19 protein-coding genes are annotated in these 16,183 nt (G+C 38.3%); 15 read left to right on the plus strand and 4 right to left on the minus strand.

Annotation, left to right across the window (positions count from 1 at the left end; genetic code table 11):
* The first annotated feature begins 412 nt into the window (after window positions 1–412).
* From LXL81_RS07735 to LXL81_RS07800, 14 genes are all read left to right on the plus strand, one after another.
* Window positions 413–1,117: a sensor histidine kinase gene (locus LXL81_RS07735; protein ID WP_234646153.1), complete on the plus strand. Its 705-nt coding sequence runs from the start codon at window positions 413–415 to the stop codon at window positions 1,115–1,117.
* Window positions 1,114–1,806, plus strand: coding sequence for a LytTR family DNA-binding domain-containing protein (locus LXL81_RS07740; protein ID WP_234646154.1), 693 nt, complete (start codon window positions 1,114–1,116; stop codon window positions 1,804–1,806). The genes LXL81_RS07735 and LXL81_RS07740 overlap by 4 nt, the downstream gene beginning before the upstream one ends.
* Window positions 1,807–2,045: 239 nt before the next feature.
* Window positions 2,046–2,747 carry a hypothetical protein gene (locus tag LXL81_RS07745; protein ID WP_234646155.1) on the plus strand — a complete coding sequence of 234 codons (702 nt, stop codon included), beginning with the start codon at window positions 2,046–2,048 and terminating at the stop codon, window positions 2,745–2,747.
* Between the two features lie 11 nt (window positions 2,748–2,758).
* Entirely contained in the window at window positions 2,759–3,772 is a 1,014-nt protein-coding gene (locus LXL81_RS07750; RefSeq protein WP_234646156.1) for a hypothetical protein, read from the plus strand.
* Window positions 3,773–3,817: 45 nt separating this feature from the next.
* Window positions 3,818–4,834, plus strand: a complete 1,017-nt coding sequence (locus LXL81_RS07755) for a hypothetical protein (RefSeq protein ID WP_234646157.1) — start codon at window positions 3,818–3,820, stop codon at window positions 4,832–4,834.
* A 69-nt stretch (window positions 4,835–4,903) separates the two neighbouring features.
* Window positions 4,904–5,404: a hypothetical protein gene (locus LXL81_RS07760; RefSeq protein ID WP_234646158.1), complete on the plus strand. Its 501-nt coding sequence runs from the start codon at window positions 4,904–4,906 to the stop codon at window positions 5,402–5,404.
* On the plus strand, window positions 5,386–6,048 hold the full coding sequence (locus tag LXL81_RS07765; protein WP_234646159.1) for a hypothetical protein: 663 nt from the start codon (window positions 5,386–5,388) through the stop codon (window positions 6,046–6,048). The genes LXL81_RS07760 and LXL81_RS07765 overlap by 19 nt, the downstream gene beginning before the upstream one ends.
* Window positions 6,049–6,127: 79 nt before the next feature.
* Entirely contained in the window at window positions 6,128–7,603 is a 1,476-nt protein-coding gene (locus tag LXL81_RS07770; RefSeq protein ID WP_234646160.1) for a class I SAM-dependent DNA methyltransferase, read from the plus strand.
* Window positions 7,603–8,055, plus strand: a complete 453-nt coding sequence (locus tag LXL81_RS07775) for a DinB family protein (RefSeq protein ID WP_234646161.1) — start codon at window positions 7,603–7,605, stop codon at window positions 8,053–8,055. Before LXL81_RS07770 ends, LXL81_RS07775 begins: the two co-directional genes overlap by 1 nt.
* Before the next feature lie 103 nt (window positions 8,056–8,158).
* Window positions 8,159–8,746, plus strand: coding sequence for a TetR/AcrR family transcriptional regulator (locus LXL81_RS07780; protein WP_234646162.1), 588 nt, complete (start codon window positions 8,159–8,161; stop codon window positions 8,744–8,746).
* Between the two features lie 107 nt (window positions 8,747–8,853).
* Entirely contained in the window at window positions 8,854–9,090 is a 237-nt protein-coding gene (locus tag LXL81_RS07785; protein ID WP_234646163.1) for a hypothetical protein, read from the plus strand.
* A 12-nt stretch (window positions 9,091–9,102) separates the two neighbouring features.
* The gene (locus LXL81_RS07790; protein WP_234646164.1) at window positions 9,103–10,368 is read left to right on the plus strand and encodes an MFS transporter; all 1,266 of its coding nucleotides are present in this window, start codon (window positions 9,103–9,105) and stop codon (window positions 10,366–10,368) included.
* A 295-nt stretch (window positions 10,369–10,663) separates the two neighbouring features.
* On the plus strand, window positions 10,664–11,428 hold the full coding sequence (locus tag LXL81_RS07795) for a ParA family protein (RefSeq protein ID WP_194121164.1): 765 nt from the start codon (window positions 10,664–10,666) through the stop codon (window positions 11,426–11,428).
* Window positions 11,429–11,431: 3 nt separating this feature from the next.
* Window positions 11,432–11,734, plus strand: coding sequence for a hypothetical protein (locus tag LXL81_RS07800; RefSeq protein WP_234646165.1), 303 nt, complete (start codon window positions 11,432–11,434; stop codon window positions 11,732–11,734).
* A 68-nt stretch (window positions 11,735–11,802) separates the two neighbouring features.
* On the opposite strand, the gene LXL81_RS07805 is transcribed toward LXL81_RS07800, so the two are convergent.
* From LXL81_RS07805 to LXL81_RS07820, 4 genes are read right to left on the minus strand one after another with little or no spacing between them, the layout of a single operon-like run.
* Complete coding sequence (locus tag LXL81_RS07805) at window positions 11,803–13,206, minus strand: pyridoxal-dependent decarboxylase (protein ID WP_234646166.1); 1,404 nt, start codon at window positions 13,204–13,206, stop codon at window positions 11,803–11,805.
* Window positions 13,207–13,210: 4 nt separating this feature from the next.
* Window positions 13,211–13,549 carry a nuclear transport factor 2 family protein gene (locus tag LXL81_RS07810; protein ID WP_234646167.1) on the minus strand — a complete coding sequence of 113 codons (339 nt, stop codon included), beginning with the start codon at window positions 13,547–13,549 and terminating at the stop codon, window positions 13,211–13,213.
* 5 nt (window positions 13,550–13,554) lie between these two features.
* Window positions 13,555–14,031: a GNAT family N-acetyltransferase gene (locus LXL81_RS07815; RefSeq protein ID WP_234646168.1), complete on the minus strand. Its 477-nt coding sequence runs from the start codon at window positions 14,029–14,031 to the stop codon at window positions 13,555–13,557.
* Window positions 14,018–14,488 (minus strand): DinB family protein, encoded by a 471-nt coding sequence (locus LXL81_RS07820; protein WP_234646169.1) that lies wholly within the window; start codon window positions 14,486–14,488, stop codon window positions 14,018–14,020. The genes LXL81_RS07815 and LXL81_RS07820 overlap by 14 nt, the downstream gene beginning before the upstream one ends.
* 116 nt (window positions 14,489–14,604) lie before the next feature.
* Here LXL81_RS07820 and LXL81_RS07825 point away from each other — a divergent pair, with 116 nt between their 5' ends.
* On the plus strand, window positions 14,605–16,041 hold the full coding sequence (locus LXL81_RS07825; RefSeq protein ID WP_234646170.1) for a PLP-dependent aminotransferase family protein: 1,437 nt from the start codon (window positions 14,605–14,607) through the stop codon (window positions 16,039–16,041).
* Window positions 16,042–16,183: the final 142 nt, after the last annotated feature.

Below are 16,183 nucleotides of genomic sequence, written 5' to 3' on the forward strand. Positions count from 1 at the left end.
AAACACCGGCACAATTGCGACAAATACCGCAAAGGTTTTTTTGTCGTCCTGCGGTTTTGTAAATTTCAGGAAATTGACAAAAATGAAACAGTCAGGTATTCAATTCTTTATTCATGTATTTCTGGTTGTAGCATTTTTGGCATTGCCCTATATATTCGCTCCGACCGGCTTTCCGGGTTTTCAGGAATTTGAAAATAATGCACATGAAAGAACCAATTTTGTTTCCTATTTAATGATGCTGGCTTTTTTTTATGCCAATTATTATATTTTGATACCTAAGTTTTATTTCAATAATAAATTCATTATATACGCTTCTTTAATTCTTATCAGTTTTCTCACCATCATATCTTTTATTTATATACTTGATAAACCACCCGTTGCTCCCCCGACATTCTCCCGGCAACCTTCGCATATGATGCGATTTGAAAAACCACCGGCAGGATTTGACAATAGCCAGACGTTGTTTTTATTTCTGGTTGGCTTGGTCGTTTCCTTTGCGCTGAAAATTAATGATCGCCTGAAACGTTCGGAGCAGGAAAAATTACATACAGAGCTGTCATTTTTAAAGGCCCAGATTAACCCTCATTTCTTATTTAATACATTAAATAGTATTTATTCGCTGGCCATCGAAAAATCTGATCGTACTGCCGATGCCGTAGTTATGCTTTCGTCCTTAATGCGTTATGTGATTCGGGATGCAAAAGAAAGTTTAGTACCACTTCATAAAGAAATTGAATACATAAAAAACTATATTTCCTTACAAAAATTTCGATTAGACGATACCGTTTTAATTGATTTAAAAGTTGATGGCAACTTTCTGAACAAGCAGATTGCACCGCTGATTCTTATTTCCTTTATTGAAAACGCATTTAAGTATGGTGTTAATCCGGAGCAACAATCTTTCATAAAAATTGCGATTTTAATAAATCATGATGACCTCATTCTTCATGTTTATAATGGTAAAGTGAGAATTAATCATCCTGAAGAATCGACTGGTGGTATAGGTATCAACAATACCCGCACTCGTTTACAATTGCTTTATCCGGCGAAACACCAATTAACAATCCAGGATAATAACAAAAACTTTGTCATTGATTTAAAACTCAACCTAGCATGATTCAGGCCATTACACTTGACGACGAGCCACCGGCACTTAGAATTATTTCTAATTTTTGCAGCAAAATTGACTTCATTTTTTTGCAGAAAACTTTCAGCAGGACTGACGAGGCGATGAATTATCTGGAAAATTATCCGGTAGATCTTATTTTTCTGGATATTAATATGCCATCAATGTCCGGCCTCGATTTTTATCGGTCTATCCCGAATGAAGCCATGGTTATTTTTACAACTGCTTATGCTGAACATGCCGTTGACGGGTTTAATCTGAATGCGGTGGATTATTTATTGAAACCTTTCACTTATGAAAGATTTCAACAGGCAGCCAATAAGGCGAAAGATCTTTATAATTTCAAAAATCCGGTTGAGAATCCTGCGTCCAAATTTCTGATCGTGCGTGCCGATTACAGTTTACACAAAATCGCTTTTTCGGACATACTTTTTATCGAAGGGCTCGATGATTACCTCAAAATCCATATCGAAAATACCAGGCCGCTTGTCGTGAGAATGACAATGAAAGCAATGCTGCAAAAGCTTCCTGAACTAGAATTTATTCGTGTGCATCGCTCCTTTATTATTCCATTTAGTCGTATTGAAAATGTACGCAATAAAGTGATCAGCCTGGCAGGTGAGGAAATACCAATTGGATCAAGTTATGAAGAATCTTTTGGGAAATTATTTAAGGAGTAAATCTGGATAATTGCTTGTAACCTTATCGATAAGCCTTCAAAAGCTCCGTAACTGGAATGATAGAAAAAATTCATCCCGTAAAAAATTCGATCATCAATCCCCGCTACCATTTGTAACTATCCTGCATATATAAATCACATGAATTTTAGTAATATTGACATAAGAAAGCAGTAAAAATGGCAAATAATTATCATTACAGCTTGTCTTTTGAAAACTCAAATTTAAACAATTACTAAAACATGGCAGATTCTGAACCTGGTATCGGTAAAAAGATACTAAGCTTTTTCATCAAGGAAAGTACAGAGCCTACACAAGTTTCTCCGGCAGATAACACGAAGGTTGCTGCACCATCGGCAATACCTGTTGAACAACCAAAACCTGCGCCCGCCCCTACCGTTCAAAATGCAGCCGGAACCGCGGAAGTGGACCGAAAATTTGTTCAGCATTTTGTTGAATTGCTGGAAAAAGCAAATCTGCCCGGCCCTGACTATTTCGAATACAAACAGGCGCTCAGAAGCATGGAAGGTTTGGGATTGGGGGAAGAAAAACAGTTTCAGGCAGCCTGGGCAAGTTTCAAAGCTATGGGCGGTGTAACAGATAATTCAATCCTGAAAACCTCTGCGGATCAATATCTCTCCGTTCTTGGAAAGGACCGTGAATCATTTTTAAAAGATGTTGAACGTGCTGTTAAAGAAAGAGTTGGTTCGCTGAATGATGAAGTAAAAAAGCTGGAAGATAATAATAATGCTTATATTCAGGAGATTGCAAATCTTCAAAAAAAGATAGACGAAAATAAAAACCGTTTGGGACAAATATCGGGTGAGATCGCCGAACAAAGTGCCAAAATCAATGCAAACAGAGATAACTTTGAAGTGACATATCAAAGCTTTGTATCGCAGATAAATTCAGATCTCAGCAAAATTAATCAATATCTAAAATAAGACCTTCAACCATGGCATCACCAGACTTTACCCAAATCGGCGGCTCGCAGGAAGATGCTTCCAAGCGATCTTATTGGAGCAAGCCCGAAGGAATTACTTCTTTGCTTTTTCTAGGAGCGGCAGGCGCTGCGGTTTTATATTATTGGAACAAAGTGGCTGCTTTTTTAATAGAAGTAACCCAGAATACATTATATCTCGGTTTCTTACTTGCCTTATTAGCAGTAGTAGTTTTTCTATTTACCAGTAAAGATGTTCGTACGGCAGTCTTCTTTCTATTCAAAACGCTGATGCGCAATATTACGGGTCTGATTATTAAACTGGACCCTATTGCGATCATGAAAATTTACATAGATGATCTGAAAGAAAAACGTGAAAAAATGCAGGGGCAGATCAATATTCTTGCTGGTCAACTTGTAAAACTAAACCGGAAAATCACAGAGAATAACGAAGAGATCAAGCAGAAATTTGCAGAGGCAAACAAGGCAAGTCAAATGACAGACCGCCCTGGCATGAAGGAGACGGCTTCCCTCGCTACGATCGAAGGTGCAGGTTTGCAGGAAATGAATGAGAAGTTATTTCCATTGCAGCGTAATATGAAAACGATTCTTGAATTCATGGAAAAGGTGAACAAGAGCGCGGATTATATTATCAAGGAAACGGAAATCAAGGTAAAACTTAAAGAAGCCGAATATAGAATTGTAAAAGAAAGCTCCAATGCGCTTCGCACTGCGGTTAGTATTTTCAAAGGAAATCCTGACAAAAAGTTCTATTTTGACGAATCAATGGAATATATTCAGGACGACATGAGTCTGAAACTGGGTGAAATGAAACGTGCTATGGATTTGTCAATGGACTTTATTAATGGTGTTGACGTTCAGAACGGATTGTTGTCTGATAAAGGTCAGGCCATGCTGGAAGCTTATAACAAAGGAGATTTCAAGTTGATACAACTGGATTCGCCTAATCAGCCTTCCCGTTCTATTGACCCGCCAAAAGATTCAAGCTATCGTGGCTTACTGGACTAAACTGCTCATTACAATTACATTTATCAATTTACTTTTAAACGAACAATGAAAAGACTAACTGTTGCCGGAAGATTATTAATTACCGCGCTCGTGATAGCGGCCATCTTCGTCGGCTATAAATATTTTGGCGGCCAGCAAGCCCTTGAAAAAGTTGCGAAAGAACAAAAAACCGAGGTTGATTCTACATCGGCAACAACTGAAAGCAGCGAAAGTACGGAACCGTCAACAAATGATAATCCTGCCAGCGATGCTGCTGCAAAGACATTCTCCTACACCTCACCCGAGCCGGTTGACGGAAAGTTGAAAGGTGTCGTTGAACTTGGGGCCAGCGGATTTAATTCATTTATTATCAAGGTTGATACCCAAAAACGCTGGAAACTTGAAAAATCTGAGTTTGGTAACAGCCTTGTAACCGAAAATATGGCAACTGACGAAGATGTCCGTATTGGTTTGAAAAAATATATCGGAACGATGCTTGATTATGGAGTTGGTAAAAAAGATATCCACTTTGTTGTGAGTTCAGGTGCGGCAAAAGCTGAGGTAACAAACAAAATTACTGCAGCATTGAAGTCTCTCGGCTATATTGTAAACCAGGTAACTCCGGAACAGGAAGGCCAGTTGGGACTTAAATCTGTACTACCGGCTGGTTATGCCAACAAAGCTTTTGTGGTGGATATTGGGTCTGGAAATACAAAAATTTCCTGGATAGCAGGAAGCGGTATTAAATCAGTAGAATCTTACGGTGCAAAGTATTTCCAGGACGGTACTGATGACAAAAAAGTGTATGATGAAGTGAGTGCGAAATCAAAACAAATACCTTCTGATTTGCGTAAAACAGCATTTATCATTGGTGGCGTACCGTTTGAAATGGCAAAAGAAGTGCGCAAAGGCAAAGAGCGTTACACTGTTTTAAGCGCACCATCAGATTATGCAAAACTAACAAATGCAAAATCAAAAGCCGGCGTTAATATCTATAAAGCCGTAGCAGATGCAACTGGCTGTGAAGAATTTGTCTTTGACTGGGATGCTAATTTTACCATCGGATTTCTTTTGACGTTGTAATCAAAACTGTAAAGTAGGGAAAGATACGGGGTAGTAATCCCGTATCTTTCCCTTTTCACTTGTAAAAAAATGACGCTTCACGATTTATTTAATAACGTTTCCTCAAATTATTGGCCCGTCGCCTTTTATTTTATATTGCTTCCAGGCATTGCCTGGATCGTAGGGCAAGTGGCTACAGGCAGTCGTGATGTGAAATTTTGGGGATTGGTTTATTCCATTCTCGTTTATGCAGTATGTATCCCGGGCATCTTCGCCGTCACTTTAAATATTTATCTTTTTCTGTTTGAACGTCAAAGTATCTGGCAGGCCAATATTGTTTTACAGTTTTTGCCGATTATTTCAATGGCATTAACGCTGATGATCATCAAACAAAAAATACCGTTTGCGCTTATTCCGGGTTTTGGAAAATTATCGGGTTTTCTAACTTTGATCGCCGCACTCATTGGCACGATGTGGTTCTTTGACCGACTTCATCTGGTAGCCTTCACTTATGTGCCTTTTGCCTATATCGTAATCGGATTTGTCACAACTTTACTGCTCATCAGATTTGCATGGAGCAAAATGTTTTGAGCACAGGATCATACATACAAATCTCGGTAACCGACGAGCAGAAAAAATATGCACGCCAGTTGGTAGAGTTTTCTCTTCAACATCATAAAATTGCCAACATCTGGGATAATCAAAACGACCGGTTTTCTCAAACCAGAATGATGCGATATACCGGAAGTCTGGGTGAAATTGTTTTTGCCGATACATATCATCTCCCAAGACCGGTCAAATCTTTTGGTGCAAAAGATGGCCAGGATTGGGGACAAGATTTTATGATATCTTCTGACCAATATACCTTTTCACTGGATGTCAAATCCATGAAACGTCAAACAGGCAATCTGGCGGCCAATTATGTCCTTAATATTCCGGCACTTCAACTACATAAACCTGGCTCAAAAACCTCTCATTATTTTTGCATCTCCTTTCACCAAACCGAAAATGAAGGTACTGTTGCTTCCCTGTTAGGTTTTATAGATAAGCAGGCTTTGCTAAATGGCGAAATTGGCACCCTGTTTTTAAAAGGATCCCAACGTACAAGGTTTGACCAAAGCTCCTTTATTTTTCAGGATGACACTTACGAAATTTTCTTAAAAGACATCGAATCGCCCGTGATTACGGCTTATATCCAAAGCTTGAAAGGGTTTCGGATCTGCCATTTGAGGTAACCAAAATATACGTATATTTGGTTGGATCAATAATTCCATATGCCCGAAACGAATATGATGAGAAAGGATTTTTAGAACAATGGCTTCACAAACACGTACATACGAAAAGAAAAAGCTGCTTGGACAAATTTATACCCCGGCTTTCATCGTCGAAAAAATTCTTGATAATTCCGGATTTCATCAACTCGATTATAGTAAAAATTCTATCCTTGATCCTGCCTGTGGTGATGGCCGCTTTCTAGTACCAATAGCCCGTTATATTATTGAGAATTCTCCCAAAGAAAATTTAAAACAAAATCTTGAAAACATAAGCGGTTGGGATATTGATCCGGAAGCAATTGATATGTGCCTGCAAAATCTAGAAGAACTCGTTTCTTTATTAGACATAAAAGTGGACTGGCAACTTCACAACCTCGACGCCTTGCAGCAAATTAACAGTACGAAAAAGTTTGACCTTATCGTTGGTAATCCACCCTATATCCGAATTCAAAACCTTTCTGCTGAACAGAGACAATTTATCCAGGAATCGTATTCATTCTGCAAATCCGGGTCAACGGATGCTTATGTTGCATTTTTTCAGCTCGCTTCTACCCTCTTGACAGAAAATGGTATTTGCGGATTCGTTACCCCCAATTCATTTTTGAGCTCGGAGACAGGTAAACCACTTCGCTCCTACTTTTCACTTTCACAAAATCTGAGACAAATTACCAATTATGGTTCGGTTCGAATTTTCGGAAATACCGGCACATATGCGGCTATAACCATTTTTGAAAGAAAACGTTCTGACACCTTTTATTATGAATTAAGTGACTATGATTTGAGTTACCAAAAGCGGGAAATCTCTTTCTCAGAGTTACATGAAAGTAATAACTGGCACTTATCCGTTGAAAAAAAATCAATGACCGAGGGAAAGATTCTGGGAGAAATCTGTCAGATATCCGTCGGTATTACTACGCTTTCCGATAGTATTTTTTTATGCTCAGTTTTGCAGAAAAAAGATCATTTGGTGCAATGTTTAAATAAAAAAGGAAACGTTTTCTGGATCGAAAATAATTTCATAAAACCAATTGTAAAAGGCTCCAAGCTAAAAACTTCATCGGATCCGGTAAATGAGTTTATCATTTTTCCTTATGAAAAAGATGAAAACGGAAAACATAAAATTATCCCTGAAAAAACCTTAGCAAAAGAATATCCTAAAGCTTACAAATATTTACTTGGAACAAAAAAAGAGCTTTTGAAAAGAGATAATGGAAAACCAAACGCAGTTGCATGGTACGCTATGGGCCGCGCACAAGGGCTGGATTCTTCCTTCGGAAAAAAAATAATCTTTTCGCCTATGAACAAATTTCCAAATTTTGTTCTTTACGACAACCCTGACTGTACAGTTTATTCGGGATATTTTATTAAGTATGATGGCGATTACAACTTCTTATTAGCTCAACTAAATTCTCAAAGAATGGCGGATTTCATCTCCATTTCGGGCCGTGATTTTCAAGGTGGTTACAAAGGTTATAATAAGAAAGTAGTAGAAAATTTTGTCATCACCGGACTTTAATGGAAACAGTAATCAAAGCGTCTGAAAGATTAAAAGTTTTAGTTAACTCCATTCCTGCTTTACTTGAAGAAATATCCGAAACCGAGCTTTCTTTAAAACCGTCACCATCCCAATGGAGCAAAAAGGAAATACTTGGCCATTTAATTGATAGCGCGGCCAACAATCATCAGCGATTTATCAGGATTCAGTATGAACATGAGCCTGTGTTATTTTATGATCAAAATCAGTGGAATGAGCTTAGTAATTATCAAAATATCAGCGCGAATCATTTGATTCAGTTTTGGAAAAGCTATAACCAGCAGCTCGTTGAAATTATCAATCTGATTTCAGACGAAAACTTAAATCGATTAGGATCTGGAAATGACGGACAAAAATTACCTCTTAACTTTTATATCACGGATTATGTCGGGCATCTCGAACATCATCTGAAGCAGATTGTTCATTACCAATAATCTTGCTACTTCAATATTTCGCTGAAAATCAGTGGTTTTATCAAAAATAATTATGAGTGATTATTTATAAATAAACGAACGTTCGTTTATATTTGCATTACTTATGAGAACGAGAGATGCGAATAAAGAAATTGTAATAAAACAAAAGGCAATAGAAATGATTGTCAGTCAGGGTTTTGATGGCCTTAGTATGCACAAGCTGGCTAAGGCATCGGGGGTATCGGTGGCTACAATTTATATCTATTTCAAAGACCGCGAAAGTCTTCTTCAACAGCTATTTAAAGAAGAAACCAGAAAAATGGCCGAGGCAACTCTCGTCAACTTTGACCCTGAATCCCATTTTGATGAAGGTTTGAAAGTGCAATGGTTAAATCGGATGAACTATTGTATGGAAAATCAAATCAGTATGACTTTCATGGAACAGTTCAAACATTCGCCGCTGGTCGATCGCTCGGTGATGGAAAGCAGGTTTATTGATGCTATGTCCAAATTCGTCCATACGGCTATTTCCAGAAACGAACTGATTCCTTTGCCAGTCGAAATTTACTGGTCCATCGCGTTTGGACCGCTTTATCAGCTTGTGAAGTTTCATATTGCCAAGACAACGATGCCAGGCCGACCTCCTTTTGTCTTTGATGACGAGAAAATAAACCTGACATTATCGTTGGTTATCAAGGCTTTAAAACCCTGATATTTTTTGTTCTAAAATTTAAAGTAATTCTCATTTTCATCCGTTTTCCTGAGTAAAAACCTGATTTTTAAGAATTCATTTCAACTCACTCTTTAAAGAAAGAAGCTATGGAAACGCAATACCCGGATAACAAATACGTGCTTGTTTTTAAGACCAATCTGCATTTTAAAGACATGAAAAAAATAGAACCTGTACTGAACGCTGAAAAGAAAATTATATGCTGGAATGTAGACCTTACCGATTGTGACAATGTACTTCGCATTGAATCTGACGGTCCGCATACGAAAGAGATGATAGCAATCCTGACCAAAGAAGGTTACGCCTGTGAAGAATTAATCGACTAACCTCCCATATATATGCCAGAAAAAAAAGCTGAAATTTTTACAAAATACCAGATATTCGTAATCGCCATTCTTGCCATAGTGCAATTTACGGTAATCCTGGACTTTATGGTTTTATCACCTCTGGGAGCCATATTGTTAAAGGAACTTTCCATATCAACATCGCAATTTGCATTGGTCGTTTCAGCCTATGCATTCAGTGCAGGAGCAGCAGGATTACTCGCCGCCGGCTTTGCGGACAAATTCGACAGGAAGAAACTTTTACTCTTTTTTTATACCGGATTTATAGTCGGCACTTTCCTTTGCGGCATTTCACCAACCTACGAATTTTTGCTTGTGGCAAGAGTGGTAACCGGAATATTTGGAGGTGTAATGAGTTCCATCAGTTTCGCCATTATAACGGATCTCTTTGCGATACAGGTCCGGGGACGGGTCATGGGTTTTGTTCAGATGGCATTTGCAAGCAGTCAGGTTCTGGGAATCCCTTTAGGCTTATTTTTGGCCAATACCTACAACTGGCATGCGCCGTTTTTAATGATTGTTGGTCTCAGTATTGTCGTGGCATTATCGGTTTTTATTTACATGAAACCAATAGATGCCCATCTCAAACTACAAAAGACAGGTAACGCATTTACCCATTTAACCTCAATTTTCGCCCGGGCTAATTACCTTCGTGCCTTTTCAGCAACAACCTTATTAGCCACCGGAGGATTTATGCTGATGCCATTCGGAAGCGCATATGCTGTTCATAACCTGGGCATTGATATCAAACAATTACCATATTTATACATGATCACCGGCGTTTGTATGCTGGTAGCCAGTCCGGTTATGGGCAAATTGAGTGATAAAATTGGCAAGTTCAAAATGTTTATCATCGGATCATCCATAACTTCGGTAATGACATTAATCTATTGCAACCTTGGTGTTACACCACTTTGGATCATCATTATCATCAACATCCTATTATTTGTAGGAATAAGTGGCCGGATGATCTCTGCAAGTGCTCTGATGACCGCCGTACCTGATATTCAGGATAGAGGCGCGTTTATGGGCATTAATGCTTCCATTCAGCAGATTGCAGGAGGTGTTGCCTCCATTATAGCCGGAATGATTGTCTCTGAAACCAGCACTGGTTACCTCAATAACTATGGATTATTAGGCAATGTCGTAGTGGTGGCTGTCGTTCTGACCGTATTTTTGATGTTTAATTTATATAAGTTTATTTCTAAAAAAGAACAAATCAATTTACAGACAACACCATCGGCTCAGGAAGTAATTTGATCCATTCGAATTTTTACAAAGAAATTATAATGATTTCACAGACAAGAAGACCTTCCAATCCGGGAGGTTTTTTTATTTCCGTTTGAGATCCCTATTATTTAGACATTGAAATTCAGTGACTTATAAAAATATAAAATAATAGTTGAAATTACTTTTAATATTTTAAATACTTTTAATTAATATTGATCTTTAAATTCTTATTATTTTATATTATTAGTTCTATGAATATTTTCCGTTTATTTACAAATCAGACAGATCATTCATTTGTAACTTTTAATACATATAATACTTTTAAATGAAAATCATCAGTATTGTCAACAACAAAGGTGGTGTTGGAAAAACTACTTCCGCACAAAGTATTGCAGCAGGTCTTGCTAAATTTGCCAATGCACGTGTGTTGGTAATTGACCTGGATGCCCAGGCCAGTTTGACAAAAAGTTTTGGAATTGTTCACAGTGGTTTAAAGAAAGACAGCGGTTCTTTTATTACCGGAGAATATGCTTTCGAGGAGATCGTTAAAAAGGTTGGGGACGTCGATATTCTACCTGGTTCGGCCGAGATGAGCCATAAGGAAGATACCATCAAGTCGGCACCGATATTCCCGTTCAATTTGAAAATTGCGCTGGAAAAAGTGAAAGACAAATACGATTTCGTGATCATTGATTGCCCGCCCGCACTGAATGGAAATACAAGGATGGCGCTGGTTTCGTGCCATCAATATTACGTACCTCTTCAGGCCGAATTTCTTAGTTATGAAGGTTTAAGAAACTTCCTTGTATACTCGGCTGAAATTAAAAAAATCAGTCCGACAACAAACCTTGGCGGTGTGTTCGCAACACGGTATAATCCTAAAATAAGAAAGAAGATCAGCCACGAACTGATCAGCGCTACAAAGGAGCAACTTGGTGACGTGTTTATGAATAGCTATATTCGTGATAATATTGCCTTATCTGAAGCGCAGGCTAACGGTACCAATATTTTTGATTACGCTCCGGATAGCAATGGTGCAGAAGATTATTATAAATTAACGAAGGAAATTCTCGAACGTATAAACAACTAAAATATGGCAAAGGAAAGGAAATTTGATTTCGCACCTCTACCCATTGTCTCTGACATCAACGACGATATTGAAGTTAATTCATCACAAACCGAAAGTAACGGCGTAGCGACCAAGGTCACATTTGACTGCGATTATACGCTATTGGAAAAAATGAAGGATTATGGTTACTGGGAAGGCCTCACGCAAAAAGATATTATTCTTGAAGCTTTAACCCGATATTTTGATGCAGCTGAAATAAGGCCACGTCCTGATAAAATTCGAAATAAAACCAAAGTGGGCCGTAAACCTAAATCATTGGTTAATTAATAAATTCTATTGAAGTATTTGCGGTGTCCGGAAATACTTCAATAGAAAAAATTCATAGTCTAAACATTTTATTGCGTTATATTAATCAATTCGAGAACTGCCTCCATCTCCTGAATCGCTATATCAACATCTTCTTTTGACGTTCGGAAATTTACAAAAGCAGCGCGCATGCAAGGATGTCCATCCAACATCGTAGGTGTCATGAAGACTTTTCCTCTTGCGTTTAAAATATTCAAAAATTCAGATGTTTTGTCATAATCCTTCAATGCAAAACATACTACATTCAGGTTTACCACGCCACATAATTTGAAATTTGCACTGGATTCCAGATAATTTGTTAGCATTTCTGCGCAGTGAATACTGTTTTCTACGATCCATTTAAAACCTTCCTTTCCATAGGCAGTTAAACTAAACCATGCTGGCAAGGCACGGAATCTGCGCGAATTCTCGGGCAGGAAATTAAGATATGAAAAGTTTACTTTGGGATCTCCCAGGTACGGTGCGTTTGAGTTTTGATAAGTTTGCATCTGAAGCTTTTGATGCTTTTTTCTGGTGAGAAAAATGGCACTGTCGTATGGCACATTCATCCATTTGTGACAGTCAATGGTTATGCTATCTGCGTTTTCCCAGCCTTTCAACAAATGATGATGCTTATCCGAACACGCAGCAAAAGCTCCAAAAGCAGCATCAACATGCATCCAGAATCCGTATTTTTCTTTCAAAACAGAGATCGCCTGAAAATCGTCAAAGTCAACTGTATTGACTGTTCCGGCACTACAATTTATAATGACAGACTTTCCTGAAAACTTAACCAATTTCTCTTCAAGATCGATAATATCAATCCTCTCTCTTTCAGGATCTGTCTTAATTCTGATGAAATTGTTACTTCCAAAACCAAGCATTGAAAGCGATTTAATAACCGAAGAATGTGGTGTTGCGGCCAAAACAACAGTTTCGCCCGTCATTCCTTCTCTTGCAACGTCCACGCCTGACTGGATACCTGCCCACTGCCTGGCAACACCCAGACAGGTAAAATTTGACATCGTGGCGCCAGAAACAAAACCACCGTTGAACTGATCTGGCAACCCAAATAATTCTATCATTAATCTGATCGTCTGCAACTCAACAATAGCGGAAATATCACCACTCCCATTGGCACTTTGCGTGTTTTGGTCGAAAACCGAAGTCAGCCAGTCACCCGCCAGTGCCGCGGGTGTAACGCCACCTACTACATATCCCCAATATCGTGGTCCGGCACTGGACACCATAAGTTTCCTGAAATGCTTATTAAACAAGCCCAGAGCCCCGCTTGCTCCAACGCCACCATCTGTTAGCGGGAAAAAATCTGCATTTTGATCGGTATGACTTGTTGGAATTTCACCAATATCATTCAGAAAGGAAATACTGTTTTTATGTATTTCTTCTAAAATAGATGAAAAGTTATCAAGATCATTTTTTAAAATTTCATTCATTGAATTAGTTATAATGCGCCCGGACAAAATTTATTTTTCCGTCCTTATCAAACTGCATAAATTCAGCCGATTTTTTATTGTTTACGCTTGTGTAAAAAAGTATCAGAGATTCAGTACCTATCAGGATTTCATGGAGATTGAAAAAGAGATCAGGATAAAGCCCAAGTGCCTTTGTGAAATAATCCCTTAAAGTGTTTTTATCTTTAATAACACCTTCTGAGTTTGTGCCAAGTTGTTTGATGATAGGTGAATAAAATTCTATATCCTCGGCATAATGACTTAAAATTTTTTCTATGTCATGGTCATTCCAGGCTTCTATCCACTCACTGGAAAATTGTTTCATATCAATCATAAAATTCTATTTATTTGTGTTTGTAGAACCAACTCCATCTTAATATCTGCCCTCTTATATAAACCCGGTTCCAGTGGAATTTCTGTGAAACCCATTTTCAGGTACATTGCAATAGCCGGTTTCAACTGTTTGCTTGAATACAGGATCAGTTTTGTAGCGTTCATATTTCTAGCTATTTCAACAATTGCATTACACAAAAGTTTACCTGTCCCTAAACCTCTTACGTCTTTTCGGACAGCCATTTTGGCCATTTCAAAAATACCAGGTTCCACAAATTTCAAAGCGACTGTCCCCACAATCTCCCCTTCATTTTCAGCAAAGATAATTCGACCGCCTTCCTTTAAAACTGCTTCTTCCGGATTATCAAAAGCATATTGATCAAACGGCTCGACGGTAAAATATTCTTCAAGCCAGCTTAGGTTGAGGTCTCTGAAATACACCTGATATTCAGGTTGATAATTAATTATTTTCATCAAACTTATTATGGATAATTCTTTGATGATAATTTATCTGGCCGGTATGATAAGCAAGGTGCGCCGAAAGATGAGATAAAACAAGCCTGACACTTTGTGGATTATGAATGGATAAAATATCCTGTGGATATTCCGCTGCAAGCTGACCATCAGTAAGTTTCATTAGTGATTCTGTTATTATTTCAAACAAATAATCTAACTCTTCCAGCAACTGCGACTTCGAGAACAGCCTGGAAGAAAACTCCGCTTCCCTATCCCGGACGTAAGGAAAATGACCAAGTGCCAATCCAATATAAGTCCTGAGATTACCGATCAGATGCTGGCAAATATTTCCACCAGAATTAATTGTTCCCGGAATTTTAACCCAAAGTTTATCCTCATCATTGTATGCGGCAATCTCATCCCTGAGTTTTTTCAGATCCCTTTGATAAAGAAAAGTATAATCGTCAATATCCATAATTTATTTCTTTCAAATGATTTTACAAAATTTCAGCATTAATCCATCACAAAACAGATTCAGTTTTTTATATTAGCTGCATAACAGATTGTTATTTTTTTTTATTCAGCAGCAAATTGGACAATCCCATAGTAAAAGAAGAATTTTTATACGCTCAAATCGCAGATCGGTTTGAAAGTCAGATTCAAAACAATATACTAAAAACAGGTGACAAGCTACTGTCCGTCCGGGCACTTAGCAGAGAACAGGGAATCAGTATCAGTACGGCTTTTAAGGCATACATTGAACTTGAAAATAAAGGATATATAGAAGCAAGAGCAAAATCCGGCTACTTTGTCCGTTATAATCCTGCAAAAATCCTGAAACCTCAGCATACTCCAAAAACCGAAACCAATTTTGAAAATATCGGCCTGGACGAAATGCTCAAAATGGTTTACAAAACAATGAGCCAGGAAGGAGTAGTAAAACTTTCGCAGGCTGTACCATCGGAGGAATTGATTCCCATGGCCAAATTATCCAAAGTCATGATGGAAGCCATCCGGAAAAGCCCGACGAGCTGCACCGGATATGAAGAGATCCAGGGCAATAGCACTTTAAGAAAGCAGGTGGCAAAACATGCTTTCAGCTGGAATGGAAATATTACAGAAAATGAAGTTGTGACTACGCAAGGATGCATGGAAGCACTCGTTTTTTGCCTGAAAGCAGTAACAGAACCGGGCGACACGGTGGCAATTGACAGTCCGACATATTTCGGCATTTTTAATGTGATGAAAAGTCTGGGATTAAAAGTACTTGAAATACCAACTGATCCCGACACAGGTGCAGATCTTGAATACCTGGAAAAAGCAATAGAAAAAATTCAAGTGAAAGCCTGTCTTTTTGTGACCAATTTCGCCAATCCGCTTGGCGTCATTATGCCTGATAACCGTAAAAAACAACTTGTTGAACTACTGGCAAAAAATCAAATCCCACTTATTGAGGATGATATTTATGGGGAAATGTATTTTGGAAAAGCCAGACCTAAAACCTGCAAAAGTTTTGATAAGGAAGGTTTGGTAATGCTTTGTTCATCCGTTTCGAAAACGCTGGCCCCTGGTTACCGGGTTGGCTGGTGCATCCCGGGGAAGTTCATAGACAAAGTGATAAGTTTGAAACTTACACATTCCGTCTCCTCAGCGTCGCCAACACAAGCGGCAATAGGACTTTTCTTTGAAACAGGTCGCTATGATTTACATATGCGAAACATGAGAAAAGCGTTACATACTTCTTGTCTACGATATATTCAGGCCATTTCTGAATATTTCCCGGATGATACAAAAGTGAGTCGGCCGCAAGGGGGTTATGTTTTATGGATTGAAATGAATAAAAAAGTGAATGGATTCGAGTTGTTCCAGAAAGCGATGAAGGAAAACATCAGTGTCTCGCCAGGGCAGATTTTCAGCACGGATGCGCGTTTTACAAATTATATTCGGATAAGTTTTGGAACACCTTATAATGAAGAAATAGAGAAAAGTCTGCAAAAATTGGGGAAACTGGTTGAAAGTATGATTTAGTAAATGAAAAATAAACGGGCATCAGAGCCGATATTTTTGTGAGCCAAAATACGTAATGGTCTCAGAATAAAAATTTTACCCAATAAATCCTGGAAATTAAGCAACTGCAACAATAGTGCAACTATCTGATTTACAGTACTTG

The organism is Dyadobacter sp. CY356 (assembly GCF_021440195.1).
In the GTDB taxonomy this organism is placed as follows: domain Bacteria; phylum Bacteroidota; class Bacteroidia; order Cytophagales; family Spirosomataceae; genus Dyadobacter.